This window comes from Paenarthrobacter nicotinovorans (assembly GCF_007670255.1).
GTDB classification, from domain to species: Bacteria; Actinomycetota; Actinomycetes; order Actinomycetales; family Micrococcaceae; genus Arthrobacter; species Arthrobacter nicotinovorans_B.
The window spans coordinates 62,843-88,814 of record NZ_SZVS01000001.1; the positions used below are offsets into that span (position 1 = coordinate 62,843).

Here is a 25,972-nt window from a genome sequence, read left to right on the forward strand (position 1 = left end):
GGCTTTCACGAGGGCACGAAAAAGGCGCGCCCCGTTCGCTGAGCGCGCCTTTCCCGCAAACCTCGGTCAGTGCTTGAAAGCGTCCTTGACCTTTTCGCCGGCCTGCTTCACATCGCCCTTGGCTTGATCTGCCTGGCCTTCAGCCTTCAGGCTCTCGTCGCCAGTGGCGTTGCCGGCAGCTTCCTTGCCCTTGCCGCCGGCCTTTTCGGCAGCGTTCTCAATCTTGTCGCCCAGTCCCATGGTGTTCCTCCTCTGGTTGGCAGCCGTTCGCATTCGGCCTGCCTTCATACTAAGCATGCTTAGTATCTGGTTGGCAAGTCTTGGAGGCAGGAGTCAAGGGCACCGAACCGGCGCTGACGTATTACCTCGCAGCAGAATTGCCCGGTTCCAGGGTGTACTGCTTGGGCAGCTTCAGGCCCCGCTCCGCCACGACTTCCCGCAGCATGTCCGGGTAATCGGTGATGATGCCGTCGACGCCGTCGTCCATGAGCTTGCGCATGGTCGGTTTGTCATCGACGGTCCACGGGATGACTTGCATGCCCTTGGCGTGGGCACGATTCACCATGTCGGCTGTCACGTAGGGGACATAGGTGGGCTCCGTGACGGTGCCGTTCTGCGGTGTGCCGTGGACGGGGGAGACGGCGTCGAAGCCAAGGGAAGCGGCCGCGTCCACCAGGTCCCCGCCAAAGTCGTCAGCGTCGATGCCGCCCAGCCAAGGCGACTTGCCCGGCTGTCCGGCCTGGAGGAAGTCCTTGTTCGTCAGGGCAACAGTGCGGATGCTTGGTTGGCGTTCCTTCACCAGGCGCAGCGAACCCCAGTCGAAGCTCTCGATGGAAACCCGTTCAGCCATGTGTGCGGCGTTGATTTCGCGCAGGGCGACATCGACGAACTGTTCACGCGGGGCCGTCTGTTCCGGGGCGCCGGCCTCTACCTTCGTTTCGATATTGAACTTGACCTGGCTGGCACGGTAGCGGTTGGCCAGGTCGAAGACCTCTGCCAGGGTTGGCATCTTGGCGCCGGGAGAAGCTTGCTGTCCCGGGAACTGAGGCAGCGTTTGGGATCCGCAGTCCAGGCTTCGGACCTGGGCGAAGGTGAGGTCCTTGATGTATTTGCCGACGTAGGGGTAGGAAGGGTCGCCCGGGACAACGGGTGCGGTGTCCTTGCACTTTTGGCCGCTGATCTTCCGGTCATGAGTGATGACCTCGCGGCCGTCCTTGGTGATCTGGAGGTCCATCTCCAGGGTGCTGACGCCTGTCTCGATGCCCTTGGCGAAGGAAGCCAACGTGGACTCGACGGTCAGTCCGATGCCGCCACGGTGTGCCTGTACGTCGAAGTGATTGTCGGAGCCGTTGGGGTTGGTGTCCGCAGCCTGGGCCGGGAGGGGTGTTCCCAAGGCGAGGGCTGCGGTGATGGCAGCCGCGGTCAGCAGCTTTGCGTATGCGTCGCCATGTCGAATGATTCTGTGTTTTGCCTGGAATTGCGGCATGGGGGATCCAGTCTTTCGTCTGTGAAGGGGGGGCGCTGTGAAGCGCCCTCCAAGTGTTACTGACTGGTAATTAACGCCCGGGGGTGGCTTTGTGAACACGAAGTGACGAGCAAGCGGGGTCCGTCCGAACCGGACCTTCGGAGCTAGTCGGATTCTGTGCGCTTCAGTGCCGCCCAGGCCTGGAAACCGCCAACGAGGTCCGTCGCGCGGGTCAGCCCCAGCCGTTGCAGGGTGTGCGCGGCAAGGCTGGAACTGTAGCCCTCGTTGCAGACGATCACGATCCGCTGGGACGCGTCGCCGGCGGTTGGGATGCGGTGGGGGCTGGAGGGATCGAGCCGCCATTCGAGAACGTTTCGGTCAATGATGACCGCCCCAGGAAGCTCGCCGTCGCGGTCCCGTTGCTCCACCGGTCGTGTATCCACGACAAGGGCGCCTTCTTCGACCACTCGCTCCAAATCCGCCGGTTGAACACGCTGCAGCCCGACGCGGCTCTCAGCCAGCAGTTGGTCGATCGTCAGGAACCCAGGGCCGCCGTCGGTGCTGTCCCGTTGCGTCATGATGGTCCTCCCTATGGCTGCCGGTTCGTCGGTCCTTCCACCATTAAACGAAAGAAATGTTGCCAGCGGTGGTACTTCCCGGGAACGGCGCCCAGGCGCCCGTCACCATAGAGGAAGCCGACGACGGCGGGCACGCACCCGCCGTCGTCCATCCGCCACCGCCGGGGACGACACGTACCGGTGGTCCTGTTGCTGCCGACGTGATTTGGGTTATGCTCCACAAATGGCGCCGCGAAGTTTTCTTCAATGGCCGGTCGTCCGTCAACTGAGTACGGGCGACCTCTTGGGCCGCGGGCCGGCGGTGACGTCGGCCAAGACCAAGGCAACGACCCCGCGAACAGCTACTGCCGACCGTGTGGTGCAAAGCGTCTGTCCTTACTGCGCCGTTGGGTGTGGACAGCGGGTTTACGTCAAGGACGAGAAAGTCATCCAGATTGAGGGCGATCCGGATTCGCCGATCTCCCGCGGCCGCTTGTGTCCCAAAGGCTCAGCCAGCGAACAGCTGGTTAACTCTCCCGGCCGCCAGACCAAAGTGCTCTACCGTGCGCCGAAGTCCACCGAATGGGAGCACCTGGACCTCGGCACCGCCGTCGAGATGATCGCGGACAGGTTCATCGAGACGCGCCGCCGGACATGGCAACAGCACGACGACCAAGGCCGGCTGCTGCGCCGGACCATGGGCATAGCCTCTTTGGGCGGTGCCACCTTGGACAACGAGGAAAACTACCTCATCAAGAAGCTGTTCACAGCTGCAGGGGCGGTGCAGGTAGAGAACCAGGCCCGCATATGACACTCCGCCACGGTTCCCAGTTTGGGAGCCTCCTTTGGACGCGGCGGTGCTACGCAATCGCTGCAGGACATGGCCAACGCTGACTGCATCGTTATCCAGGGTTCCAATATGGCCGAGTGCCATCCTGTCGGCTATCAGTGGGTTGCCGAGGCCAAGGCCCGTGGAGCCAAGGTCATCCACGTTGATCCACGGTTTACACGGACTTCGGCCGTCTCGGACAAGCACATCCCCATCCGGGCCGGTTCCGATGTGGTACTTCTCGGTGCCCTGATCAACTACGTCCTCTCCAACGACTTCTGGTTCAAGGAGTACGTCAGCGCCTACACCAACGCCGCCACATTGGTGCACCACGATTACCGGGACGCCGAGGACCTCGGTGGGCTGTTCTCCGGCTTCGATCCGGAGAGGGGCGCGTACGACATGTCCTCATGGGCATATTCCGAACGGGGCGATGGAACCATTGACGAACCGGGGGGCGGCTCCGAACACGGTGCCGATGCGACCGACCGGGCCGCGGGCCACGCGTATGGCAGTGGTGGTCCGCCCCTGGAGCATGCGGAGGTTGAGCGCGATGACACTTTGCAGGATCCCCGGACCGTCTTCCAGATCGTGAAGCGGCACTATGCCCGGTACACAGCTGACATGGTGCAGGACGTGTGCGGCATCAGCGTGGCGGACTTTGAGTATTTGGCCCGTGCCATCACGGAAAACTCGGGACGCGACCGGACCACCTGCTTCGCCTACGCCGTCGGTTGGACACAGCACTCGCTGGGCGCGCAGTTCATTCGTGCCGCCGCCATCCTGCAACTGCTGCTGGGAAACATGGGGCGCCCGGGCGGTGGAATCATGGCCCTGCGCGGGCATGCCAGCATCCAGGGCTCCACGGACATTCCCACCCTGTTCAACCTGCTTCCCGGTTACCTGCCAATGCCCAGTGCAGGCCGCCACGACACCCTGGATGACTATTTGGCAACCATCGGATCGAAGCAGCAGAAGGGCTACTGGGCCAACGCCGACGCGTACACCATCAGCCTGCTCAAGGCCTGGTGGGGAGAGGCCGCGAGCGCGGACAACGACTGGGCGTACGACTACCTGCCCCGGCTGACCGGAGCACACGGAACCTACGAGACTGTCATGGGCATGCTCGAGGACGAAGTGGAAGGCTACTTCGTGCTCGGACAGAATCCGGCAGTGGGCTCGGCCCACGGGCGCATGCAGCGCTTGGCCATGGCGCATTTGAAGTGGATGGTGGTTCGCGATCTGAACCTCATTGAGTCGGCGACCTGGTGGAAGGACAGCCCCGAGATCGAATCCGGGGAGCTGCGGACCGAGGACATTGAAACAGAAGTGTTCTTCCTGCCGGCAGCAACACATGTGGAGAAGGCAGGGTCCTTCACACAGACCCAGCGGCTGCTTCAGTGGCGGCACCAGGCTGTGGCGCCGCCAGGGGAGTGCCAAAGCGAGCTTCAGTTCTTCTTCGAGCTCGGCCGTCGGATCCGGGAGAAGCTTGCCGGTTCCGACGACGAACGGGACCGGCCGCTGCTCGACCTGACCTGGGACTATCCCACGGACGAACACGGCGACCCTGACGCGGAGGCAGTACTGGCTGAGATCAACGGCCGTCATCTCGTCGGGCCCGACGCCGGAGAACCCCTCTCCGCCTACACCGAACTTCGTGCCGACGGTTCCACGGCCGCAGGTTGCTGGATCTACACCGGTGTGTACGCTGACGGCGTCAACCATGCCGCCAACCGGAAACCGGGCCAGGAACAGGGGCCGGCCGCTTCGGAATGGGGTTGGGCATGGCCGGCGAACCGCAGGATCCTTTACAACCGCGCGTCGGCGGACCCCGCTGGTAAACCGTGGAGCGAGCGCAAGAGATACATCTGGTGGGATCAGGACCAGGGCAAATGGATCGGCGACGATGTTCCCGACTTCCCGCTCGACCGTGCCCCGGGCAGCCATCCTGATCCCTCCGTGGGTGGTCCCGAAGCCCTGGGCGGTGACGATCCCTTCATCATGCAGGCCGACGGCAAGGGCTGGCTGTTCGCGCCCAAGGGACTGTTGGATGGGCCGTTGCCCACCCACTACGAGGCCCAGGAATCGCCGGTGGCCAATGCGCTCTACCCGCAGCAGCAAAACCCCGCGCGGCTGGTGTTCCCCCGCGCCGACAACCCCAGTGCCCCGAGCGCGGGAACATCCGGAGCGGAGGTCTACCCCTACGTTTTCACCACGTACCGCCTCACCGAGCACCATACGGCGGGCGGGATGAGCCGGTGGTTGCCGTACCTGTCCGAACTCCAACCGGAAATGTTCTGCGAGGTCTCCCCTGAATTGGCGGCTGAACGGGGGCTGGAGCCGTACGGCTGGGCCACGATCATTTCGCCGCGCTCCGCCATCGAGGCGAAGGTGCTTGTCACCGACCGGATGGCGCCGCTGAAAGTCGGCGGCCACACGGTGCACCAGATCGGGCTGCCCTACCACTGGGGCGTCGGCAGCAACGCCGTTGTAAGCGGTGATGCGGCCAACGACCTCCTGGGCGTAACCCTTGATCCGAACGTTCAGATCCAGGAATCGAAGGTTGCCTCCTGCGACATCCGTCCGGGCCGTCGGCCGCGCGGAGAGGACCTTCTTACCTTGGTTGCCGAGTACCGGCAGCGGGCCGGAGTGACCATCGCGACCGGCAACGCCGCCGTCACCGACCCGGAGGCTGAAGGCATTGACCCTGCTACCGAAACGACGTTGGAGGACTAGATGGGCCAGTTGTCCGGACCGACAGACCCCACCACCGATGCCCACTGGGAGCACAACCATCCCCGCAAGGGGTTCTTCACCGACACTTCCATCTGCATCGGCTGCAAGGCTTGCGAAGTCGCCTGCAAGGAGTGGAACCACAATCCGCAAGACGGAAACCTCGAACTGCTCGGATCCTCCTATGACAACACCGGATCACTCGGCGCCAATACCTGGCGGCATGTCGCCTTCATCGAGCAGGGACAGGATCGCATCGTCGAGGCGCGCGAATCAGGCCGGGCCCTGGTCAACCTGGGAATGCCACGCATAGGTCCTCCTACGCCGGTGGCGCCTGAAGACAGCGACCTCACCGAGGCGGACACCACCCCGCCGGACACAGCAGATTTCCGATGGCTGATGTCTTCCGATGTGTGCAAGCACTGCACGCACGCCGGTTGCCTTGATGTCTGCCCCACCGGAGCCCTGTTCCGCACTGAATTCGGGACTGTGGTGGTGCAGGACGACGTTTGCAACGGCTGTGGAACCTGCGTGGCGGGGTGCCCGTTCGGAGTCATCGAACGCCGAAGCAACGGCACGGTCAAAGTGGCCGCCAACAGGGACGACCAGCACGCCGGACATCCCGTGGTACCGAATGCAGGCGTCGCCCAGAAATGCACCCTGTGCTACGACCGGCTGGTCGACGACGAGACGCCCGCCTGTGCCAAGGCATGCCCGACGACCTCCATCAAGTTCGGCGACCACGACCACATGGTGGAGACGGCCAAGGAACGAGTGGCTGAGCTGCATTCCAAAGGCCTGACGGAAGCCAGGCTGTACGGCGCCAATGAAAACGACGGCGTTGGCGGAACAGGATCGGTCTTCCTGTTACTGGACGAACCAGAAGTCTATGGACTTCCGCCGGACCCCCGGGTGCCCACAGCTGTTCTGCCGAAGATGTACCGGAGGGCAGGCATGGCCGTAGCGGGTATGGCGGCGGCGGCTGTGGTTGCCTTCCTGGGAGGACGCGCATGACGCTCTCGGAATTCGACAATGTGCGGCCGGCAGAGCCTGCCCGCCGACGGCGTCAGGACGCCAAACCAGGCGAGCGCCGCCGTCGGGACAATGGGGACGGCTCACGGGAAATGCCCATGGTTCCTGAGGCGGAGTTCACCTCCTACTATGGCCGTCCGGTGGTCAAGCCAGCCCCTTGGGGTGAGGACGTTGCACTCTACCTGTTCCTTGGCGGCGTCGCCGGGGGTTCTGCGCTGCTTGGCCTTGGTGGGCAACTGACTGGACGCCCGATGCTGCGCCGGAATGCCCGGCTGGGTGCTTTGGCTGCAATCAGTGTCGGTGCCGGGGCGTTGGTGAAGGATCTGGGCAGGCCCGAGCGCTTCTTGAACATGCTGCGGACCTTCAAAGTGACTTCGCCGATGAGCGTTGGTTCCTGGATCCTCAGTGCGTTCAGCGCGGGTACGGCCGTCACGGCGGTAGCGGAGATTGACAGATTGACCGGGTCCAAGCTGCCTTTGGGTCCGTTGCGGAAGGTCCTGCGGGCCCTCGAGGGACCAGCCGGGTTTGAGGCGGCAGCCTTTGCAGGTCCGCTGGCGGCGTACACGGCTGTCCTGCTGGGTGACACCGCCACACCAACGTGGAACGCTGCACACGAGGAATTGCCGTTTGTCTTCGTGAGTTCGGCCTGCCTTGCCTCGGCTGGACTTGCCATGGTCACCACACCAGTAGAGGAGGCAGGTCCTGCCCGGAAGCTCGCCGTATTGGGCGTTCTGGGTGATGTGGCAGCCATGAAGGTGATGGAACGCCGGATGGACCCGGTAGCGGCCGAGCCACTGCACCTGGGCAAAGCCGGGACAATGCTCACCTGGAGCGAGCGGCTGGCGGTCGGCGGCGGGCTCTTCTCATTGCTGGCCGGGCGCAACCGCGCGGTAGCAGCGGCTTCGGGGCTCGCGTTGCTGGCCGCCTCGGCCCTTACACGGTTCGGGGTGTTCGAGGCGGGCCTGGCATCGGCACGGGATCCGCGCTACACGATCGAACCGCAAAAGAACCGCTTGGCTGCCCGGCGTGCTGCCGGAGTAACCAACGACGCCATCACTACCGGCAGCTGAAACCGCCGCCCTAGCGGATCTCGATTCCTTGGCCTGCGGTGGTGTGGCCGATCACTGGGTACCCCGGCAGTTCTCCGATCACCAACAGGCCACCTGAAGTCTGTGCGTCCGCCATAAGCAGCAGATCGTCCTCGGTGACGCCGGGCGCTGACACCACATGCGGCTGAACCCATTCGAGGTTGCGTCGCGTGCCGCCGGATACAAAGCCGTCCCGCAGTGCTTCCAGGGCACCGTCGAGGAGTGGCACCGCTTTCAGATCGATCACCGCGCCAACGCCGGAGGCGCGGAGCATCTTGTGCAGATGGCCGAGCAATCCGAAACCGGTCACATCGGTGGCCGCACGAACACCCGCGGCCACCGCTGCTTCGGAAGCTTCTCGGTTCAGGGCCGCCATCGTCTCTACTGCTTCGGCGAAAACCTCACCGGTCTTCTTGTGGCGGTTGTTGAGGAGTCCGACGCCGAGTGGCTTGGTCAGGGTGATGGGCAACCCGGGCTGCGCGGCGTCGTTGCGGAGCAGTCTGTCCGGATGGGCGACGCCGGTCACCGCCATACCGTACTTGGGCTCGGGATCGTCGATGGAATGCCCGCCCAGCACGGGACACCCCGCTTGGGACGCGACACTCAGGCCTCCGCGGAGTACTTCGGTCATCAATTCCATCGGCAGAACGCCCCGTGGCCAGCCCACCAAGTTGATGGCCGTGACCGGCTGCCCACCCATGGCATAGATGTCCGATAGGGCGTTCGCTGCGGCAATCCGGCCCCAGTCGAAGGCGTCGTTGACCACCGGGGTGAAGAAATCAGCAGTGGACAGAACCGCCAGATCGTTGCGCACGAGGACCGCTGCCGCGTCGTCGCCATTGTCCAGGCCGACCAGGACCTTTGCGTCCGGCTGGCCGATCAGCCCGCGCACCGCATCTTCGAGTTCTCCAGGTGGGATCTTGCACGCGCAACCGCCGCCGTGGGCATAGTCGGTCAGACGGATCGCGTGCTCAGTGCGACCATCAGCTTCCGTAATTGTTGCCTGGGTCTCATTCACCCGTTCAGCGTAACCCCCTAAGGCACCTGCTATATTGAGGCGCGGTGGCGTCCGGGTCCTGGTGGGCCCCCCGGTCTTCAAAACCGGTGAGGCCGAGCATCTCGGCCTGGCGGGTTCGATTCCCGTCCGCCACCGCCAGGCACCGGCGCGACGATGCCGTGAGACGAGGAGGCGCTGTGGACAAGGTCGATCCCCGCCGGCTGATTCCCCGCACCAATGACTTGCTGGCCCTGCCGGCCGTCCTCGAAGCGCGTACGCGGATGAGCGAGCATCTGATCCGCGCTCTCGTCCGGGACATCCAGGACCAGGCCCGGCGAGGCGAGCTCCCTCCCGACCACGTGGTGCCTTCCCTGCAGGCCGCCGTCGCTGAGCACCAGCCGACGAGCCTTCGGCCTGTCCTCAACGCCACAGGCGTCATCGTCCACACGAACCTCGGCCGCGCCCCTCTTTCGGCTGACGCCGTCGGCGCTGTGGTTGCCGCCAGCGGTTACGTGGACGTGGAGCTCGACCTGGCCAGCGGCGGCCGGTCGCGCCGCGGAGCCGGGGCCAGGGCCGCGTTGCTCCGTGCCTGCCCCGCCGCTGAGGAGGCCTTGGTGGTCAATAACGGAGCGGCGGCGCTGGTCCTTGCCACCACAGCCCTGGCCTCCGGCCGGGAGGTGGTGGTCAGCCGTGGGGAGTTTGTTGAGATCGGTGCCGGTTTCCGTCTGTCCGACCTGATCGAGTCCACAGGCGCCAGGCTTCGCGAGGTGGGCACCACCAACAGGACCCACTTGCGCGACTACGAGAACGCCCTTGGCCCGGACACTGGTTGCGTCCTCAAGGTCCACCCGAGCAATTTCCGGGTTGAGGGCTTCACGTCGGCGGTGGCGCTCGAGGAGCTGAGTCCTGTGACCGCGGCAAACTCTGTACCGCTCGTTGCGGACCTCGGCAGCGGGCTCTTGGCCCCCGACCCCCACCTGCCCGATGAACCCGATGTTGCCTCGGCCCTGGCGGGAGGGGCCGACGTCGTTATCGCCAGCGGTGACAAACTGCTGGGCGGTCCCCAAGCCGGTTTGCTGCTCGGGCGCAAGGAGATCATCGAACGCCTGGCCCGCCACCCGCTCGCCCGTGCCGTGCGCGCGGACAAACTTGCGCTCGCTGCCCTTGAGGCGACTCTTGCGGGCGGACCGCCACCGGTCGTGCAGGCGCTTCATGCCGACGTCGGGCAGTTGCGTCGCCGCACGGACGAGCTGGCAGAAGCGCTCGGTGTACCCGTCGTGGCACACGACGGCCGGGTTGGCGGAGGGGGTGCGCCCGGTGTTCCCCTGCCGGGGTGGGCACTGCAGCTTCCTGAGGATCTCGCAGTTCATTTGCGCAACGGACATCCCGCTGTCTTGCCGCGTGTCCACGACGGCTCGTGCCTCATTGACCTTCGCTGCGTTCCTGCTGCGGATGACCACCGGATTCTTGCGGCAGTCCAGCAGGCGCTCACGCTCCGGGCTGGACACGTTCCAGCCGGGTCGGACTGAGCAGTGCACGTCGTTGCCACCGCAGGGCACGTCGATTCCGGCAAAAGCACCCTGGTCCGTGCCCTCACCGGCATGGAGCCGGACCGCTGGGAAGAGGAACGCCGCCGCGGGCTGACCATTGACCTGGGCTATGCATGGACCACGTTGCCGTCCGGCCAGGACGTGGCGTTTGTGGACGTGCCGGGACACGAACGATTCCTGGGGAACATGCTTGCCGGCATCGGACCGGCGCCGGTGGTCTGCTTCGTCGTTGCCGCCGACGAAGGCTGGCAGGCGCAATCAAGCGACCACCGGGACGCGGTGGCTGCCCTCGGCATCGAGTACGGGGTTGTAGTCCTCAGTCGTGCGGACAGGGCATCGGGCCCGAGGACCGCTGAGGTGCTCGCGCGGACCCGGACTGAGCTGGCTGGGACCGGTCTGAAAGATGCGCCCGCAGTAACCGTCTCCGCCGTCGACGGGACTGGGCTGGATGAGTTGCGTTCGGCCTTGGGCGATGTCCTCGCGCGCGTCGCTGCCCCCGCGCTGACCGGGCGCGTTCGCTTGTGGGTGGACCGCTCCTTCACCATTACCGGTTCAGGAACAGTGGTGACCGGAACGCTGGCTGCAGGCACGCTCACGCAAGGGGAGCGGCTGGAGTTGCTCGGTCATGATACTTCCCGGCCCGTCACGGTACGCGGCCTCCAGAGCCGTGATACGGCCTGTGCCGCGGTAGAGCCGGTCAGCCGGGTGGCATTAAACCTTCGCGACGTCGCCGCAGCGGATGTCCGGCGTGGAGACGCCCTGGTTACTCCCGGCGCGTGGCCCACCACCGCAGTTCTCGGCATCAGGCGGACCACGGGAGTGGCCTATACGGAAGTGCCGGAGCAGCTCACGGTGCATGTCGGCACTGCGTCGGTGCCCGCACGCTTGCGTCCGTTCGGTGTTGACCACGCCCGCCTCGTCCTCGACAGAAGCCTGCCCCTGGTTCCCGGAGACCGGTTGGTACTGCGGGACCCGGGAAGCCGCTCGGTGCTGGGCGGTGCGCTCGTCCTCGACGCCGATCCGCCTGCCCTGCGGCGACGCGGCGATGGCGCCCGCTGGGCGAAACGGCTTGCAGGCATGGATCCCAACGGAGACGTGCTGGGGGAGGTGTCGTCCCGCGGGGCGGTCCACGTAGATCAGTTGCGCAGGCTTGGGCTGCTGGCCGGGCCCCACCCCGACGTCCCACCGGGCGTGAGCGTCGTCGAAGGTTGGTGGGTGCATGGCCCTGTTCTTGAGGCATGGCAGCATCGCTTGCACACTGCAGTCCAGGGTCTGCAGGAACGCGATCCCTTGGCCCCCGGTCTTTCCATGGGCGCTGCACAGGACCTGCTCAAGCTGCCCGACAGAAAGCTCCTTCCGCACGTCATCCGAGGGGCCGCCCTGGAACAGGATGGCGGCCATGTTCAGCTGCCGGGCAGCCACGGCAATCTTGGCCCCATCGAGCCGTCCATTGCCACGTTGGAGGGAAGGCTGAAAACTGAGGCATTCCGGGCCCCCGAAGCCGATGAGCTGGCAGTACTGGGGCTCGGTGCCCGGGAACTCGCTGCTGCCGAACGCGCGGGTCGCGTACTGAGGCTGCGCGACGGGGTGGTGCTGCTGCCAACCGCGCCGGCCCTTGCAATGCGAACCCTCGCCAGCCTTGACCAGCCATTCACCACGAGCCAAGCACGACAGGCACTTAACACAACACGCCGGGTTGCGGTTCCGTTGCTGGAATATCTCGATTCCCGTGGGTGGACTGACCGGCTGGACGCGGGCCACCGCAAAGTGGTGCGCTGACGTTCCCCTTCGGGGAGGGTAGGACTCGGCGTCCTAGGAAGAACAGGGGCAGGAAAACGTGCTGACCGCGCCCGGCAATGTGCGTATCGTCAACTCCAACAGGACCAACCTCGATGGGAGAACTGAGGAGAGCTATGCAATACCGCACACTGGGAAACAGCGGCGCCGTGGTATCGAACTACGCGCTTGGAACCATGACGTTCGGGGCTGAAGCCACCGAGGAGACATCCCGCGCGATCCTTGATGACTATGTTGCCGCGGGCGGCAACTTCATCGACACTGCGGATGTTTACAGTGCCGGCGTATCGGAGGAGATCATCGGACGCTGGCTCTCGGACCGGCCGGGTCAAAGGGACCAGCTTGTACTGGCCACCAAGGGTCGGTTCCCCATGGGCCAGGCCCCGAACGATGTGGGCACCTCACGCCGCCACCTGACCAAGGCCCTGGACGATTCCCTCCGCCGCCTCGGAGTGGAGCAGATTGATCTCTACCAAATGCATGCCTGGGACCCCATCACGCCGCTGGAGGAGACGCTCCGATTCCTCCACGATTCAGTCAGCAGCGGCAAGATCGCCTACTACGGATTCTCGAACTTCCTGGGATGGCAGGTGACCAAGGCGGTTCACTTGGCCAAAGCCCATGGTTGGAGTGCGCCCGTCACCCTGCAGCCGCAGTACAGCCTGCTGGTGCGTGAGATCGAGTGGGAGGTCGTCCCGGCGTCACTGGATGCGGGCGTGGGCCTGCTGCCGTGGTCGCCCCTGGGCGGCGGCTGGCTCTCCGGCAAGTACAAGCGGGACGAGCCGCCCGTTGGCGCAACCCGGCTCGGTGAGAATCCAACCCGGGGCATGGAAGCATGGCAAGCCCGTAATGACGACCCCCGTACGTGGGACATCATCGAATCAGTGGAAAAGATTGCCGCTGACCATGGCGCGAGTGCCTCGCAGGTAGCGCTGGCATGGCTGGCGGACAGGCCGGCGGTAACATCCGTGATCCTTGGTGCCCGCAGTGTGGAGCAACTGGCAGACAACCTTGCCGCTGTGGACCTCGAACTCACCCCAGAGGAAACAGAGCTACTCACTCAGGCGAGCCAGCCGCGTTCAGGGGTATATCCCTATGGCCCCATGGCAATCCAGCAACGCAGCCGCAAGATCGAGGGCGGCAGGTAGTCTCACAAGCCGAAGGCAGACGGCGCCGACCCAAGGCCGGTGCCGTCTGTCGTGAGGCGGTTGTTAATGCCAGCAGTATTACTGCTTCAGCTGGCCGCCTCCGGCTCTCCGAGGGACAGCATCAGCCGGTTCGCCCAGTTGAAGAAGGCTGCGCCATGAATGACATCGGAGATTTCCAAGGCATCCAGCCCGGCATCCTCCAGCGCCTGGAGGTGGCCGGCGTCGAGCCGCGACGGTGTGTGTGCAAGGGCTGCTGCGGCAGCGGTGATTGCATTCCATCGCGGGCCGAGGTCCGCCGAGGTGCCGTCGTCGAGAAGGCGCTGGACGTCGTCGTGCCGTTCTGAATAGTGGGACGCGAACCGCGAGTGGACCGATGCGCAGAAAACGCAGCCGTTCTCCCGTGAAGTGGCCGTCGCTGCGAGCTCGCGTTCGGCCCGGGGGAGACCTTCCTTGGTGTTGTAGAAGATGTCCTTGTCTGTCCTCGTCCTGGCGCCGAGGATGTCAGGGTCGCGGGCCAGCAGTCGGAAGTAGTCGCTCGAGGCGCGCGACCGGTCGACCAAACCCTCGTACTGCCGTTCGGTCAGTTCCTCGGCGGCCGGGGCCTCAAGCCACGGCACCCAGCCCAACTGGTCCTGCGTGAAGGCATCGGGGCGGCTCAGGCCAGGGTAGGTAGTAACCGAATCGCTCATGAGTAGATCCTTTCGTTCTGTGCTTCGGTGCGCTCGGCTTCTTCAGCAGTCGGCTGGGCATTGAGCAGCCCCAGCCCTGTAATAATCCGGAGCTGGTACGAAAGGAATGCGACAAGTTGGGACAGGGTCACGATTCCCGTAGTTGTCCAGCCGGCGGACAACAGGGCCTGAAGTGCTGATGGTGAAGACTCGCGGGGACGGAAGACCAGCAGGTGGGCGTGCTCCAGCGCTGCCGTGAGCCGAATACCCAGCGCATCCCGCAGGTCCTGGCCTGCAACCCAAGTGAGTCCGGGCTTGCTTTCGCCCTGCAGGCCCGGTTCGCGGTACGTGCCGTAAGGACCCTCGGTGGCGGCGGACTGCGCTGCGTCCCGAACAGCTGCCGTCAGGGCGGGTCCGGCACCGGACTGTGTGAGTCCTGAGGCGTAGAAGGCAGCGGCGGCGTGGTTGTCGTGAAGAAGCGCCACGAACAGGGCGACGGCGTATCGCTCGCTTGCGCCGGCGTCGTCCAGTTGCCCGGTGTGGAACAGCGCGAGGTAGCTCGCTTGCGTGTTGTCGCGGGTGACCGGACGGCGGCGGCGCAGCTGGTCCAGCGGCGAGCCCGGGATGACTCCCAGTATGTCGTCGACGGCGTCAGTGAAGGTGGTGCTCATTTCTCTCCTTGCAGGGCGGGTACGGGAGTTGGAACAGGCTTCCAGCCGAGTCGCGGAACGACCTCTGTCGCCGCGAGCTTGATGGAACGCAGGATGTGCTCGTGCGGTGGGTCGATGGAGTGGACCTGGAAAGTCACATCGGTGGCCCGCTCCAGGACACTGTCGCGGCTAAGCGACTCGATGACGTCCTCAACCGAGCCCACATGCGAGTCCGTGGCCGCAATAAGGTCCTCCACTGTGTCACTGGTGAACACATGGCCCTGGCGCTCGAAGTGCGGGACGATTCTTCTCAGACCCGTTTCTGCGAAGCGGAGGGCAGTTGCCCGGTCATCAGCGACGAAGAGGGTCCGGGAAGCCAGGATCCGTGGTGTTGCTCCGGCAGGAAGTGCCTGGAGGTAGGCGTCGATGATGGGGTTCTGCAGGGCCTCAAGGGGAGCATCCGGTTGCGATGAGTCGCGCGGCTGGGTACGGGAGAGCATGAGCCCATCGCCTGCACGGCCGGCGCGCTCGCCGCCGCTGGCGGAGAACGTTGCCTGCCAGAGCCGTTCCAGCAACCCGGGAGCTGCAGGATAGAGGGAATTGGCTGAAGAGCGTACCTCCTTCCCTCCCCAGGCTTCGGTCAGGATCTGGAGCTTGTCAGCGTGGAGGGAGCGACGCTGTTCGCTGTCCAGACCGAATGCTGCGAAGGAGAAAGCGGTACCGCCGGTCCCGACACCGACTTCGAGGCGGCCCCCGGACAGCAGGTCAAGAACCGACGTGTCTTCGGCAACGCGTACGGGATCTTCCAGTGGCAGCGTGATGATTCCGGTACCGAGGCGGATCCGGGAGGTGCGGGCAGCGGCATAGGCGAGGAAGACCAACGGTGCAGGCAGGCCGCCCTCGGCTTCGTTGAAGTGGTGTTGCGCCACCCAGGCGGTATCGAACCCTTCTGCCTCGGCAGTCTGTATCTGCTCCAAGGCGAGCCGGTAACGCTCGGCCGGTCCGGCGTCGTCGAGCAGTCGCGTAAAGAAGCCGATCCGCTTGGATCCTTGCAGGTGCTGGGTCATGGCCGTGCCTTTCGGTTGCCTGGGATCGCTTCGATCAATTCGCGGGTGTATGCATGCTGTGGATGGTCGAACACGTCGGTGACGGTTCCGGCCTCGACCTGCCGGCCGGCGCTCATCACTGACACGGTGTCGGCAATCTGGCGGACTACTGCCAGGTCATGGGTGATGAAGATGTACGTCAGATCCATCTGCGCCTGGAGTTCTTCCAGGAGGGTGAGGATTTGGGACTGGACGGTGACATCGAGCGCCGAGACGGCCTCGTCCAGGATCAGGACCTCCGGGTTGAGTACCAGCGCCCTGGCAACCGCGACGCGCTGGCGCTGGCCTCCAGAGAGTTCGCGCGGGTGCTTGGGCAACAGATTGGCGGGCAAGTGCACGCGATCAAGCAGTGCGCGGACGATCCTTTCCCGCTCCGGACGCGGAACGGGATCAAAGTTCAGGAGGGGCTCCTCGATGATCCTTTCGATGCTCTGGCGCGGATCCAAAGAAGTGAAGGGGTTTTGGTAGACCAACTGGACGTGTTTGCGGAACTGCCGCAGGCCTTTGGCATCCAGGCCTGCCAACTCGATCCCGCTGATGGTGATGCTGCCTGAAGTGGGGCGCTGGAATCCAGCGAGGGCACGGGCCGTGGTGGTCTTGCCTGATCCGGACTCGCCAACAATGGCGTGCGTGCTGCCGCGGGGCACCTGGAAGCTCACGTCATCCACGGCCCGGAAGGACGGCTGGTTGCGCCCGGTTTCGAACTCCTGCACGAGGTTTGACACCGCAACAGTCACCTCGCGGCCAGGGGTAGGTACCGGTCGGGCCGCGGCCGGCGAAATGGACGGAGCATCAGCCAGCAATTGCCTCGTGTAGCTGCTGGCGGGATTGGCTAAAACCTGTGTGGTCGGGCCTTGTTCCTGGACCCTGCCGTCCTTGAGTACCACCAGTTGGTCAGCCCGGTCAGCGGCAACTCCGAGGTCGTGGGTGACGAAAAGGACGGCCGTTCCTGTCTCGGCACGGAGTTCGTCGATCAGGTCCAGGATGCGACGCTGCACGGTGACATCTAGTGCGCTGGTGGCCTCATCGGCGATAATCAGTTGCGGTTCTAGGGCAATGGCGGCTGCAATGAGCACTCGCTGTTTCATGCCACCCGAGAGTTCGTGGGCGTACTGACCTGCCCGACGTTCCGGCTCCGGTATGCCTACCCGCTCCAGGAGTTCCAGGACGCGCCGCCTTCGTTCGGTCTTGGGCAGCTTGGTATGCAGCCGGAGCACCTCCTCGACCTGGGCTCCCACTGGAAGCACTGGGTTCAGCGAACTCGTCGGATCCTGTGGAATCAAGGCGATCTTGGCGCCGCGGATCGATTCGAGGCGCTTCTGCGACCAACCGGCAATGTCCGTGCCGTTGAGCAGGATGCTGCCACCGTCCACGCGTCCGTTGCCGGCGAGGAGGCCGATGACCGCCTGTGCTGTGGTGGACTTTCCGGAGCCTGATTCACCCACGAGCGCCAGGACCTCGCCGGGGGAGATCTGCAGGGAGACGTCGTGGACCACCCTGCGGTGCGTTCGGTGCTTGTCGGCGTAGGACACCGACAGGTTCCGCAGTTCCAGGACAGGCGACGGTATGCTCGGCCCCGCTGCCGCGGCAGCCGTCTCTGTAAGGACGTCGCTCACGGTTGTACCTTTCGGATCGAGTGGCTGATGCGGTTGGCAGACAGGACCACGGCCACCACAACCAGGCCCGGGTAGGTGGTCAGCCACCAGGATGTGGCCACGTAGTTGCGGCCCTCGGCGATCAACAACCCCCATTCAGGAGTGGGGGGTGGAGCGCCGTAGCCAAGGAAGCCAAGCGTGGAGATCGCCAGGATCGCACTGCCGAATTGCAGGGCGATGAGCGCAAGCACCGGTCCGGCCGAATTCGGCAGGATGTGTCGCCGCAATACTGAAGCGAACGTGCCGCCGCTTCCGAAGGCAGCTTCAACGAAGTCGCTTCGGCGGACCCTCAGGACTTCGGATCGAGACAGCCGGGCGAAGCTGGCAATGGAACCCACGCCCACGGCTATCGCGGCATTCACCGTGCCGAATCCAAGAATGATGATGATGCTCAGCGAGAGCAGGAGGCTTGGGATGGACAGCAGCACATCCACCACCCGCATCACCACGTTGTCGGTTGCTCCACCCAGGGAACCTGCGAGCAGTCCCAGAAGGGTTCCCACCACGAGCCCCACCCCGACGGCCACAAGGGCACCTGTTACTGAGTTGATGGAACCGTGGATCATCCTCGACAAGAGGTCGCGGCCCAGTTCGTCCGTGCCGAGGAGGTACTCGCTGCTTGGTGGAAGGAGCTTGTCCCGTGCTTTGCCTGACGTGGGGTTGTGGCCGGTGAAGAGTCCCGGCGCGATGGTCCACACAGCAACGATTCCCAGGACCAGCCAAGCCAGCAAGAGCCCTGGCTGGATCCGGGGAACCGCTAAGCGGCGATCCGGGCCCTTGGGCGGGACATCCGGTTGCGTGGCTTGGACCACGGTTGCCTGGCTCATGTGAGCGCTCCTGTCTTTTGCTTGAGCCGGGGATCCAGTACGGGGTAGAGCAGATCCACGGCAAGGTTGACCAGCACAAAGGCAGCCGCGGCAAGAACCACAACGGCCTGCAACACTGCGGCGTCCTGGTTGTTGACGGCCTGCTGGGTCAACTGTCCGACGCCGTTGCGCCCGAATACCGTCTCCGTCACCACGGCACCGCCGATAAGTTCGCCGAGGAGAACGCCAGCGATGGTCAAGGCGGGCAAGACCGCGTTTCGGGCCACGTGATGGCTGAGGACCCAGGCGTTGCTGCCGCCGCGTGAACGGGCGACGGCGACAAACGGTTGGGTGCGCACGTCATCGATGCTGCGGATCAGCACTTGGGCCAGGGGAGCGGAGATCGGGACGGCGAGCGTCGCCACCGGAAGGATCAGCCCCAGGGCCTCGGGCGGGTTGATCACGGGAATGAGCTTGAGCCGGAAGGAGAAGATCTGGATCAGTACGATGCCAAGCCAAAACACCGGAACGGAGACCAGCAGCGACGGCAGGGACTCGATGGCGTTGCGCAGCCATGCGAAGGGAGCGAGGCTGGCGAGGAACGCGATGGCTGTCGCCAGGATGACAGCGGCCAGGAATCCCAGCCCGGCAAGTGCCAGGGTCGACGGTAAATTGGCTGCGAGTTGGTCAACAACGGGCACACCGGCCTGCACTGAATAGCCGAGGTTCCCCGTGAGGAAGCCGGCGAGGGAATTCAGGTATTGCAGGAACAGTGGAGTGTCTGCCCCGTACGAATTCCGGATGTCGGCGATCTCTGCAGGGCTCAGGCCCATGTCGGGATTCTGGTACTTGATCATGAGGGCGTCCCCGGGCAGCGCCTGCAACAGCACGAAGGCGATCGTAAACGCTGCCCAGAGGACCAGAACTGCCTGGCCGATACGGTTCAGGAGATAACGCTGCATGTCAGCCCTTGTTGAGCCAGACGCCGTACAGGCTAGGCCGGCCAACAGCTTCGAAGGACAGGCCGTGCAGGTAGGGAGCCGAAGCGAAGACCTGCGGTTCTTCGAAGATCGGGATCACCAGGGCCTGGTCGATGAGGTGGTTCTGGATGTCGGCTACGTCCTTGAGGCGCTGCTGCGGGTCAGTGCGGGCCGTTTCCGCTTCCAGGAGGGCATTGAGTTTTTCATCGACGAAGCTCTTCACCTTCTGGCTGCTGCCACCCAACTGGAGCAGGGCGTCGCGGTTCTTCGGGTAGAACTGGCTCTTGATCACGTCTGGATCAGCGCGACCCACCATGGCAACGGAAACAGGGGTCTTTTCAGGATCCAGGCTGTCAACGGTCTTGCTTCCGGAGTCACCGGCGAGGACATTGAGCTTCACGCCTACTTTTTGCCATTGCTGGGCCACGAGCTGCAGCACGGCCTTGTTCTGCGGCTGTGGCAGGGACTCATAAATGGTCAAGGACAGTTGCGCTCCGTCCTTGGTCCGGATGCCATCGGCTCCGACCTTCCAGCCAGCCTCGTCCAGGAGTTGCTTGGCTTTGTCCTGGTCGTGGCGGAGCTTGTCCGAAAGGTCAACGTAGCCTTGGGCGTCCTTGGCCAGGACGGAGGTGGCCACGGGGTAGTTCTCCGAGAAGATCGTGTCCACCACTTCATGGGTGTCCGTAGCCTTCAGGAGTGCCTGCCGGACCCGCACATCAGAGACGAGCGCATTATCCGGACGGAAAACGATGCTGTCATTGACTCCGCGGGTGCCCGGAGCATGGATCGTAAAGTTCTGCCCTGCTACTTGCTTCTCGTCATAGGCCTGGACCTGGCGGATCAGGTCGCCCTGCCCGGCAAGAAGAGACCCTGTGCGCACGCTGTCCTCAGGGGTCACCACGATCTTTACGGTGTCCAGGTAGGCCCGTCCCTGGTGCTTCGCTGTGGCTGGTCCCCAGTTGTAGTCCTTGCGGGCTTCCAGAACGAGCTCCTTGCCGAGCACTTCGCTGGCGACAGTGAACGGACCGCTGCCGATGATGTTGCGGGCATCGCCAAGTTCGTCGAACTTCCGGTCCAGTGTGCTAATGGAGACGATGCCGGAACCGATGGTGGCCGTGCCCTGCAGGAAGCCCGGCGAGGACTTCTTGAAGTGGAATCTGACGGTGAGCGGATCAACAACCTCACTGTGGTCATAGTTGTTGATGACTTCGGAGACGGGCTGGTTCAGGGCCTTGTTTCCCAGGCCGTACGTGTCGAAGTTGCGTGCTACTGCTGCTGCGTCCACGGGCGTGCCGTCGGAGAAGGTGACGCCGCTGCGCAGCTTGAACGTGTACTGGGTCAACTCGGGGTTGCTGGTCCAGGACTCGGCGAGCCATGGCTCAATCTTGAGCGTCTCGGGATCCTGGAATGTCAGCTTGTCCGTAATCTGGTTCAGGATGCCGCCGTTGGGATAGAAGCCGCCCGATGGTGGATACAGGTTGGTGTGAGCCTGTTGCTCCAGGTAAACCAGCGTGCCACCGGTAACCGGCGCGCCGCCGTCGTCGGCTTGCTTCGCCGTTTCTGCGCCGCCGCACGCAGCCAGGACCGTGGCGAGCGCAAGCGCTGCCACGCCTGCCGAGATGGCGCGGACGGGTCTGGGGAAGATCATGGGGATGCCTCTTTCGGATGGAGTGGAGCCCGCGGCGCTGCGCGGAAAATGGTGATGGAAGGACGTCTGGACATCACTGTAGGAGGGTGCGAAAGCCTGTCCGAACCGGGCCGACATCAACGGTCACTCCAGTTCGCATGGCGAAAAAGCGCTTCACGCGCCGCAACAATCCGGCAGCTTTTGCCCTCGATTAGTTCCTTTCTGCCGCGGTGGCCGACCATGCTGACCAGGACCCGACGTACAGTGCCGCTTCGATCCCCAGCGTGGCGAGGGTAAGGACTTTGTGGGCGGCCAGGACGCCGGCGCCGCAATAGGTTCCGACGGCGGCCCCCGGAGTCAGTCCGGCCGCCTCGGCCTGCGCACGCAGCACCTCAGGGGGAAGCAGCAGCCCGTCCTCGTCCAAGGTGCTGCTGCTGGGAAGGCTGAGCGCTCCGGGAATGTGGGCTGGCGGGTCCCCGGGAGTCCCGACGAAATGTTCTCTTTCCCGGGCGTCAAGCAGGATGCCGCCGTGTGGAAAGGCCGCCGCTTCGTCGGTCGCGATGGTTGCAAGGTTGCCGCTCGCCGGGGACAGTCCGGCCTTCAGCGTTATTGATCCGGCCCCGGTGTCCGGTCGTTGTGTCGTGGTCGGCAAGCCCAGGCTCTGCCAATAGCCATAGCCACCGTCGAGGACCCTTACATTGACCAGTCCGGCCCACTTCAGGACCCACCAGGCCCTGGCCGCCGACAGTCCGTGCCGGTTGTCGTAGACCACCACCGCCGAGTCATTGTTGATCCCGTAGCTGCGCAGGGCGCACTGCAGAGCACCTGCTGACGGAAGGGGGAGTGCCCCATCCACTGCGGACCTGTGCGGTCCAGCGTCCGCGAGCACCGTGGGCAGGTGGACGTAGTGAGACCCCGGCAAGTGGCCGGCGTCGTATTCTGCTTCCGGTTCGGCGAGGCCGGGTCTGAACCGGATGTCCAGCAGGACCGGCGCCGCTCCTTCGGGGAGCTGACGGGCCAGTTCGGCCGCTTCGATGAAATGAGCATTGCGTAGTTCATCCAGCTCCGTGTCGGGTATGGATGTGGCCTCTGAGCTCATGCCCGGGCTCCGGCTCCGACCGGACCTGCCGCCGTCGTGCTTTCAACCGGTGTGGCCTCGTGGAGGTTCACAGGAACGGTGAGTCCCAGATGATCGCGCAGCGTGCTTCCCTGGTATGCCTCCCGGAACAAACCACGGGCCCGCAATTCAGGGATCACTCCGCGGGTGAAGCGTTCAAATTGCTCCCCGAGGAAAGGAGTGAGGATGTTGAAGCCGTCCACACCGCCTTCCTCATGCCAGGCCTGTAGGTAATCGGCTATATGTGCGGCAGTGCCGACCACCACGCTGTAAGACACCAAGTGGTTGACAAGAATGTCCCGCCATCGCACGGGCCGTGCCGTGCCCGGTATCCTCCCTGAGCGCTGCCGTGTCAGGTCAAGCAGGTGCTCGCCGTGTTGGTTGAAGCGGGCAGCATCGTCAACGGTGACTTCCGCCTCGAGCTCGGCTTGGGCCAGCTCGAGCCCAATCGCTTCGCCCAGGACAGCCAAGCTTCGGGTGGCAGGGAATCCTTCCCTGTCGTCGTGCGGTCCCGGTGATACAGGCACCCGGGAGGCCAGGAAATCGTGAATCTCCCAGGCCTCTTCGAAGGTTGACCCAATGATGGGCAGCACGGGAGTGAGACTCTTGACGTGGTCTGGATTCCTGCCGTTCGCCGCGGCCTCCGTGCGGAGGGTCTTCGTCTCCGCGGCTGCCTCTGCGATGCCCGGCAGCGCCAGCAAGGCCAAGTCAGCGCGTGTGTGGACAAGGTGCCGTGAGCGCTGGGACGTGCCGGCGTGGACCAGCGGAACATGCCCTTGGATGGGTCGGAGCACATTCAAGGGACCGGCCACGGGATGGTGCGCGCCCCTGAAGTCAGCCCGGTGCAGTTTGGAGGGGTCCAGATAGAGCCCCGATTCCTGATTGGCGACCAAGGCGCCGTCGCCCCAGCTATCCCATAGCAGCCTCAAAGCATCGATGAGTTCTTCGGCGGAGTCGTAGCGCTGTTCGTTGCCCCAGTGCGCATCCCGGCCGTGATTGGCAGCTGCCCGTGGTTCGGCCCCCGTCACGATGTTCAGGCCGAGGCGTCCACCGCTGAGCCGGTCTATTGAGGCGCTGATGCGGGCCAGGGTATAGGCATCGGAGTAGGTGGCGTTGACCGTGGCAATCAGGCCGATCCTGGAGGTGAGCCCGGCAAGGAAACCGACCGCGCTCAGTGGTTCGATGCGGGCGGCCAGATAGGGATCCCTGAACTCCAAATCGGGTCCTGTAGCCAGCCAGTCGCCGAAGAAGATGTAGTCGAGGCCCGCTGCCTCGGCTTCCAATGCAGTGGCGCGGATTACCTCCGGATCGTCATGGGGATCGTGGTGCGCTCCCGGGTAGCGCCAGCCGCTGGGGTAGGCGCCGACGGCCCGAAACATGGCCCCGATGATGATGTGCTTGCGTTTGGTGGTTCCTGTGTCGTTGGCTTCGGAATGCGTGGAGTTGTTTGTCATGCGCCGAACTTAGGAGCTGTCCGGGCAGGGCTCCCAATGAGACTTCACATGCGTTAGTGCGGTGTCACGTCAGGTCACTGTGGTTCATCCCGGTTCAGCACCTGTGGGAGTGAGTCCTGCCACCTTATTTTGAGTAGCTCAGAATAAGAAGTTAGACTTGAGTACAGGCCAGAGCAGCCCTTGACTACCGCACCGGTGAACACTCCCGGGCCGGCAGGGCGAGCGCCACAATCCGCATCCCTTCCGCTTGAGCGGTACTGGAGTCCCTAACTGGCCATGATCCTGAATCCCAAGGAGTATCAATGACTTTGCTTGCCGAACGCCCCGTAACCATCGAAACCACCCCTGAGAGCGTTACCGAGGTCGGTGCCGTCAACACCGAATCGCACGGTGGCAGCTACGTGACTCTGCCCGCGGGTATCCCGCAGCCAGGTACAGAGGGGTCCTATGTCACCATCCCGGGCAGCCGAAACCTGCCGGCTGTCGCCCGTGGCAGCTACGTGACGGTGGCCAATGCCGCCGTCGTTGCCAACCGGGCCGTTGAAGGACGCTACGTCACGCTTTCGACGGCAGCCTAGGGCCCTTGCTGCTCAACTGACCCACTCTTGTTTGATCGCTAGGCTGGCAGTATGCGAAACGATTTCAGCCCTTCGGCCACGTCCGCCCGTGACTTCTACCGGCTTTTGACCGCAGTGGTGGTTCCCCGGCCGATCGCCTGGGTTTCGACCGTCTCTCCGGCAGGAACCGACAATGTTGCACCCCATTCGTTCTTCACGGTTGCATCAACCAATCCGCCGATTGTGCAGTTCACGTCGGTGGGCGAGAAGGATTCGCTGCGCAACATCACCGCGTCGGGAGAATTCGTCATCAACCTCGCTCCGGCGACGCTGTTGGAAGAGGTCAACGCCACTGGAACCAACTTCCCGCCGCAGGTCAGTGAGTTTGATGCCGTAGGGCTGACTCGTGAGCCGAGCCTGACGGTGGCAGTGCCGCGCGTCAAGGAATCGCCGGCGGTGCTTGAATGCCGGCTCCATTCCGTGCTGCCGATCGGGGACTCGACTGTGGTTTTTGGCGAGGTGACACATGCTGCCGTGAGTAGTGCTGTGCTCGATGGCAGCCACCCGCGGATCGACCTGCTTGAGCCACTGGCCAGGTTGGGGCTGGACGAGTGGGGAACACTCGGAGCCGTCCGGAGCCGTAGCCGTATCCGGCTCGGGGGCTGGCCGGGAGATTTCGCTCCCAAGGGTTAGGGCCGGCTGGCCGTCAATCCGAGGCAAACAAAAGGGACGTCCCAAGCGGGACGTCCCTTTTGTTTTAGCCTGTAGCTCCTAGCCAATGCCGAGCTGGACAAACAAGAACCAGGCCAGAAGCGGTACAACGCCGATCATTGCGATGGCCCACAGCAACAGCGCACGGAAGAACATCCGCTCGTCTTTCGGCTGGGCGCTGGCCATCAGCAGGGCTCCGCTGGTGGACATCGGGCTGACGTCAACCACGGAGGAACTGATGGCGATGGCCGTCACCACGCCCACAGGAGTGAGCAGGGGGTCCATGGCGATGGGGGCAACCACGGGGCTGATGACGCCCAGGGTTCCCGTGGTGGAGGCGAAGGCTGAAACGATTGCCACCACATAGCTGGCGATCAGCGCCGCGAGAGAACTGTTGCCCAGACCGGCGATGCCTTCCTGAAGTTCTTTCAGCGCGCCCATTTTCTCCAGCATGCCCACGTAGGTGACGATGCCGGTGACGAGGATGATGGCTGACCATGGCATGCTTTCCAGCGCCGGCTTCTGCACGTTGGAGTCGAGGATGATCAGGACCCCGGCGATGACCAGCGAGGCTACTCCCACATCCATGCCCAGGACGGTGGTGAGAACCAACAGGGACGCAATGCCCGCAAGTGTGAGAATCCGCATGGGGGTGGCGGCTACCTTGACCGGGGCGGATCCGCTGGCATGTTGCCCAGCAACCGAAGTCCGCGCCGGGGCCGTAAGCACGGCTGTGCCCGATCCTCCCACGCCATCTGTCGCCGGGGAGGCGGGTCCGCCGTCGTAATGTATGGCAGTGTCCCCGCCGAGCCGCGCCGCCGTCTTCGTGGCCCGGCGCTTCATGATGGCCTGGACCAGAACATAGGCGATGACGGCCAGGACGGCGTTGAAGATGAAGCAGTACGCATACAGCTTCAATGAATCGTCACCGGCCCCGGCTGCGTCCAACATCTTGTTGCCAAGGACGCCGAAGGGGTTGACGGGGGAGAAGGCGCCGGCATTGGCGCCTTGGACGATCACCAGGCCCATGGCCAAGGTGCTGATGCCGAACCGCATGCCCAGAGCCAGGCCAACCGGAGCGACGATGGCGATGGCGGCGGGCGTGAAGGCGCCGGCGGAGGCCAAGGCTGCAGTCAGCAGGAACATGAGGATGGGAACCAGGACCTTGCGGTTGCCGGCGAGCCGTTCAGCCCAGTAGGCGAGCAGGTCGATAGTGCCGTTGATCCGCACGATGGCGAAGAGCAGGGTGGCGCCCACCAGGATGAAGAAAAGTCCGGCCGGGAACTGCCCGATGACATCCTTGACCGACATCCCGGCCAGGAGGGTACCCACGCCGAACGCAGCTATGGTGGCCAGAAGTCCGGCGTTGATCTTGGTGAACGAGCCGACGGCGAAAGCCGCTACGAGCACCAGGAAGGCGATGAGTGAGAGCGACATTTGCCCGC

Annotated in this window: 22 protein-coding genes and 1 tRNA gene; 9 read left to right on the plus strand and 14 right to left on the minus strand. The window is 64.3% G+C overall.

All coding sequences use genetic code 11. The features are described 5' to 3' along the window. Positions 1–66 precede the first annotated feature (66 nt). From FDP28_RS00355 to FDP28_RS00365, 3 genes are all read right to left on the minus strand, one after another. The gene (locus FDP28_RS00355) at positions 67–240 is read right to left on the minus strand and encodes a CsbD family protein (RefSeq protein WP_144658635.1); all 174 of its coding nucleotides are present in this window, start codon (positions 238–240) and stop codon (positions 67–69) included. A 121-nt stretch (positions 241–361) separates the two neighbouring features. Further along, a complete protein-coding gene (locus FDP28_RS00360) occupies positions 362–1,486 on the minus strand; it encodes a glycerophosphodiester phosphodiesterase (RefSeq protein WP_144658636.1) in 1,125 nt (374 codons plus the stop codon). Between the two features lie 143 nt (positions 1,487–1,629). Beyond that, on the minus strand, positions 1,630–2,043 hold the full coding sequence (locus tag FDP28_RS00365) for a rhodanese-like domain-containing protein (protein WP_144658637.1): 414 nt from the start codon (positions 2,041–2,043) through the stop codon (positions 1,630–1,632). A 223-nt stretch (positions 2,044–2,266) separates the two neighbouring features. On the opposite strand from FDP28_RS00365, the gene fdh reads away from it, so the two are divergent. From fdh to nrfD, 3 genes are read left to right on the plus strand one after another with little or no spacing between them, the layout of a single operon-like run. Next, a complete protein-coding gene (fdh, locus tag FDP28_RS00375; protein WP_260842268.1) occupies positions 2,267–5,587 on the plus strand; it encodes a formate dehydrogenase in 3,321 nt (1,106 codons plus the stop codon). Continuing rightward, the gene (locus tag FDP28_RS00380; RefSeq protein WP_144658640.1) at positions 5,588–6,598 is read left to right on the plus strand and encodes a 4Fe-4S dicluster domain-containing protein; all 1,011 of its coding nucleotides are present in this window, start codon (positions 5,588–5,590) and stop codon (positions 6,596–6,598) included. After that, positions 6,595–7,686 (plus strand): NrfD/PsrC family molybdoenzyme membrane anchor subunit, encoded by a 1,092-nt coding sequence (nrfD, locus tag FDP28_RS00385; RefSeq protein WP_144658641.1) that lies wholly within the window; start codon positions 6,595–6,597, stop codon positions 7,684–7,686. Before FDP28_RS00380 ends, nrfD begins: the two co-directional genes overlap by 4 nt. A 10-nt stretch (positions 7,687–7,696) precedes the next feature. On the opposite strand, the gene selD is transcribed toward nrfD, so the two are convergent. Continuing rightward, a complete protein-coding gene (selD, locus tag FDP28_RS00390; protein WP_397320711.1) occupies positions 7,697–8,668 on the minus strand; it encodes a selenide, water dikinase SelD in 972 nt (323 codons plus the stop codon). Positions 8,669–8,765: 97 nt separating this feature from the next. Here selD and FDP28_RS00395 point away from each other — a divergent pair. The 4 genes from FDP28_RS00395 (at position 8,766) to FDP28_RS00410 (ending at position 13,196) form a co-directional block, all read left to right on the plus strand. After that, positions 8,766–8,860: transfer RNA gene (locus tag FDP28_RS00395), tRNA-Sec, on the plus strand. A gap of 38 nt (positions 8,861–8,898) precedes the next feature. Further along, positions 8,899–10,230: an L-seryl-tRNA(Sec) selenium transferase gene (gene selA, locus FDP28_RS00400; protein WP_144658642.1), complete on the plus strand. Its 1,332-nt coding sequence runs from the start codon at positions 8,899–8,901 to the stop codon at positions 10,228–10,230. A gap of 3 nt (positions 10,231–10,233) precedes the next feature. After that, positions 10,234–12,030, plus strand: coding sequence for a selenocysteine-specific translation elongation factor (selB, locus tag FDP28_RS00405; protein ID WP_144658643.1), 1,797 nt, complete (start codon positions 10,234–10,236; stop codon positions 12,028–12,030). Between the two features lie 134 nt (positions 12,031–12,164). Then, positions 12,165–13,196: an aldo/keto reductase gene (locus FDP28_RS00410; RefSeq protein ID WP_144658644.1), complete on the plus strand. Its 1,032-nt coding sequence runs from the start codon at positions 12,165–12,167 to the stop codon at positions 13,194–13,196. 86 nt (positions 13,197–13,282) lie between these two features. Here FDP28_RS00410 and FDP28_RS00415 read toward each other — a convergent pair whose 3' ends face one another. From FDP28_RS00415 to FDP28_RS00455, 9 genes are all read right to left on the minus strand, one after another. Next, entirely contained in the window at positions 13,283–13,885 is a 603-nt protein-coding gene (locus FDP28_RS00415) for an alkylhydroperoxidase domain protein (RefSeq protein WP_144658645.1), read from the minus strand. Continuing rightward, complete coding sequence (locus tag FDP28_RS00420) at positions 13,882–14,535, minus strand: CMD domain protein (protein WP_144658646.1); 654 nt, start codon at positions 14,533–14,535, stop codon at positions 13,882–13,884. Before FDP28_RS00420 ends, FDP28_RS00415 begins: the two co-directional genes overlap by 4 nt. Next, positions 14,532–15,581: a putative FMN-dependent luciferase-like monooxygenase gene (locus tag FDP28_RS00425; protein ID WP_144658647.1), complete on the minus strand. Its 1,050-nt coding sequence runs from the start codon at positions 15,579–15,581 to the stop codon at positions 14,532–14,534. Before FDP28_RS00425 ends, FDP28_RS00420 begins: the two co-directional genes overlap by 4 nt. Then, entirely contained in the window at positions 15,578–17,236 is a 1,659-nt protein-coding gene (locus FDP28_RS00430) for a dipeptide ABC transporter ATP-binding protein (protein ID WP_144658648.1), read from the minus strand. Before FDP28_RS00430 ends, FDP28_RS00425 begins: the two co-directional genes overlap by 4 nt. Beyond that, the gene (locus FDP28_RS00435; RefSeq protein WP_144658649.1) at positions 17,233–18,102 is read right to left on the minus strand and encodes an ABC transporter permease; all 870 of its coding nucleotides are present in this window, start codon (positions 18,100–18,102) and stop codon (positions 17,233–17,235) included. The genes FDP28_RS00430 and FDP28_RS00435 overlap by 4 nt, the downstream gene beginning before the upstream one ends. Beyond that, positions 18,099–19,043, minus strand: coding sequence for an ABC transporter permease (locus FDP28_RS00440; RefSeq protein ID WP_144658650.1), 945 nt, complete (start codon positions 19,041–19,043; stop codon positions 18,099–18,101). The genes FDP28_RS00435 and FDP28_RS00440 overlap by 4 nt, the downstream gene beginning before the upstream one ends. 1 nt (position 19,044) lies before the next feature. Next, on the minus strand, positions 19,045–20,709 hold the full coding sequence (locus tag FDP28_RS00445) for a TIGR04028 family ABC transporter substrate-binding protein (RefSeq protein ID WP_144658651.1): 1,665 nt from the start codon (positions 20,707–20,709) through the stop codon (positions 19,045–19,047). A 190-nt stretch (positions 20,710–20,899) separates the two neighbouring features. Further along, entirely contained in the window at positions 20,900–21,787 is an 888-nt protein-coding gene (locus FDP28_RS00450; RefSeq protein ID WP_144658652.1) for a sulfurtransferase, read from the minus strand. After that, entirely contained in the window at positions 21,784–23,259 is a 1,476-nt protein-coding gene (locus FDP28_RS00455) for an NtaA/DmoA family FMN-dependent monooxygenase (protein ID WP_144658653.1), read from the minus strand. The genes FDP28_RS00450 and FDP28_RS00455 overlap by 4 nt, the downstream gene beginning before the upstream one ends. A gap of 302 nt (positions 23,260–23,561) precedes the next feature. Here FDP28_RS00455 and FDP28_RS00460 point away from each other — a divergent pair, with 302 nt between their 5' ends. Both FDP28_RS00460 and FDP28_RS00465 read left to right on the plus strand, forming a co-directional pair. Next, positions 23,562–23,837 (plus strand): hypothetical protein, encoded by a 276-nt coding sequence (locus FDP28_RS00460; RefSeq protein ID WP_144658654.1) that lies wholly within the window; start codon positions 23,562–23,564, stop codon positions 23,835–23,837. A gap of 51 nt (positions 23,838–23,888) precedes the next feature. Further along, positions 23,889–24,509 (plus strand): flavin reductase family protein, encoded by a 621-nt coding sequence (locus tag FDP28_RS00465; protein ID WP_144658655.1) that lies wholly within the window; start codon positions 23,889–23,891, stop codon positions 24,507–24,509. A gap of 78 nt (positions 24,510–24,587) precedes the next feature. Here FDP28_RS00465 and FDP28_RS00470 read toward each other — a convergent pair whose 3' ends face one another. Next, a complete protein-coding gene (locus FDP28_RS00470) occupies positions 24,588–25,964 on the minus strand; it encodes an SLC13 family permease (protein ID WP_144658656.1) in 1,377 nt (458 codons plus the stop codon). Positions 25,965–25,972: the final 8 nt, after the last annotated feature.

Excerpts from the sequence above, each read along its gene's own strand:
- FDP28_RS00365 (WP_144658637.1), bottom strand. The coding sequence starts at position 2,043 with ATGACGCAACGGGACAGCACCGACGGCGGCCCTGGGTTCCTGACGATC.
- FDP28_RS00425 (WP_144658647.1), bottom strand. The coding sequence starts at position 15,581 with ATGACCCAGCACCTGCAAGGATCCAAGCGGATCGGCTTCTTTACGCGA.
- FDP28_RS00410 (WP_144658644.1), top strand. The coding sequence starts at position 12,165 with ATGCAATACCGCACACTGGGAAACAGCGGCGCCGTGGTATCGAACTAC.
- FDP28_RS00460 (WP_144658654.1), top strand. The coding sequence starts at position 23,562 with ATGACTTTGCTTGCCGAACGCCCCGTAACCATCGAAACCACCCCTGAG.
- FDP28_RS00450 (WP_144658652.1), bottom strand. The coding sequence starts at position 21,787 with ATGAGCTCAGAGGCCACATCCATACCCGACACGGAGCTGGATGAACTA.
- FDP28_RS00465 (WP_144658655.1), top strand. The coding sequence starts at position 23,889 with ATGCGAAACGATTTCAGCCCTTCGGCCACGTCCGCCCGTGACTTCTAC.
- FDP28_RS00455 (WP_144658653.1), bottom strand. The coding sequence starts at position 23,259 with ATGACAAACAACTCCACGCATTCCGAAGCCAACGACACAGGAACCACC.
- FDP28_RS00420 (WP_144658646.1), bottom strand. The coding sequence starts at position 14,535 with ATGAGCACCACCTTCACTGACGCCGTCGACGACATACTGGGAGTCATC.
- FDP28_RS00360 (WP_144658636.1), bottom strand. The coding sequence starts at position 1,486 with ATGCCGCAATTCCAGGCAAAACACAGAATCATTCGACATGGCGACGCA.
- FDP28_RS00355 (WP_144658635.1), bottom strand. The coding sequence starts at position 240 with ATGGGACTGGGCGACAAGATTGAGAACGCTGCCGAAAAGGCCGGCGGC.
- FDP28_RS00415 (WP_144658645.1), bottom strand. The coding sequence starts at position 13,885 with ATGAGCGATTCGGTTACTACCTACCCTGGCCTGAGCCGCCCCGATGCC.
- FDP28_RS00470 (WP_144658656.1), bottom strand. The coding sequence starts at position 25,964 with ATGTCGCTCTCACTCATCGCCTTCCTGGTGCTCGTAGCGGCTTTCGCC.
- FDP28_RS00440 (WP_144658650.1), bottom strand. The coding sequence starts at position 19,043 with ATGCAGCGTTATCTCCTGAACCGTATCGGCCAGGCAGTTCTGGTCCTC.
- FDP28_RS00435 (WP_144658649.1), bottom strand. The coding sequence starts at position 18,102 with ATGAGCCAGGCAACCGTGGTCCAAGCCACGCAACCGGATGTCCCGCCC.
- nrfD (WP_144658641.1), top strand. The coding sequence starts at position 6,595 with ATGACGCTCTCGGAATTCGACAATGTGCGGCCGGCAGAGCCTGCCCGC.
- FDP28_RS00445 (WP_144658651.1), bottom strand. The coding sequence starts at position 20,709 with ATGATCTTCCCCAGACCCGTCCGCGCCATCTCGGCAGGCGTGGCAGCG.
- FDP28_RS00380 (WP_144658640.1), top strand. The coding sequence starts at position 5,588 with ATGGGCCAGTTGTCCGGACCGACAGACCCCACCACCGATGCCCACTGG.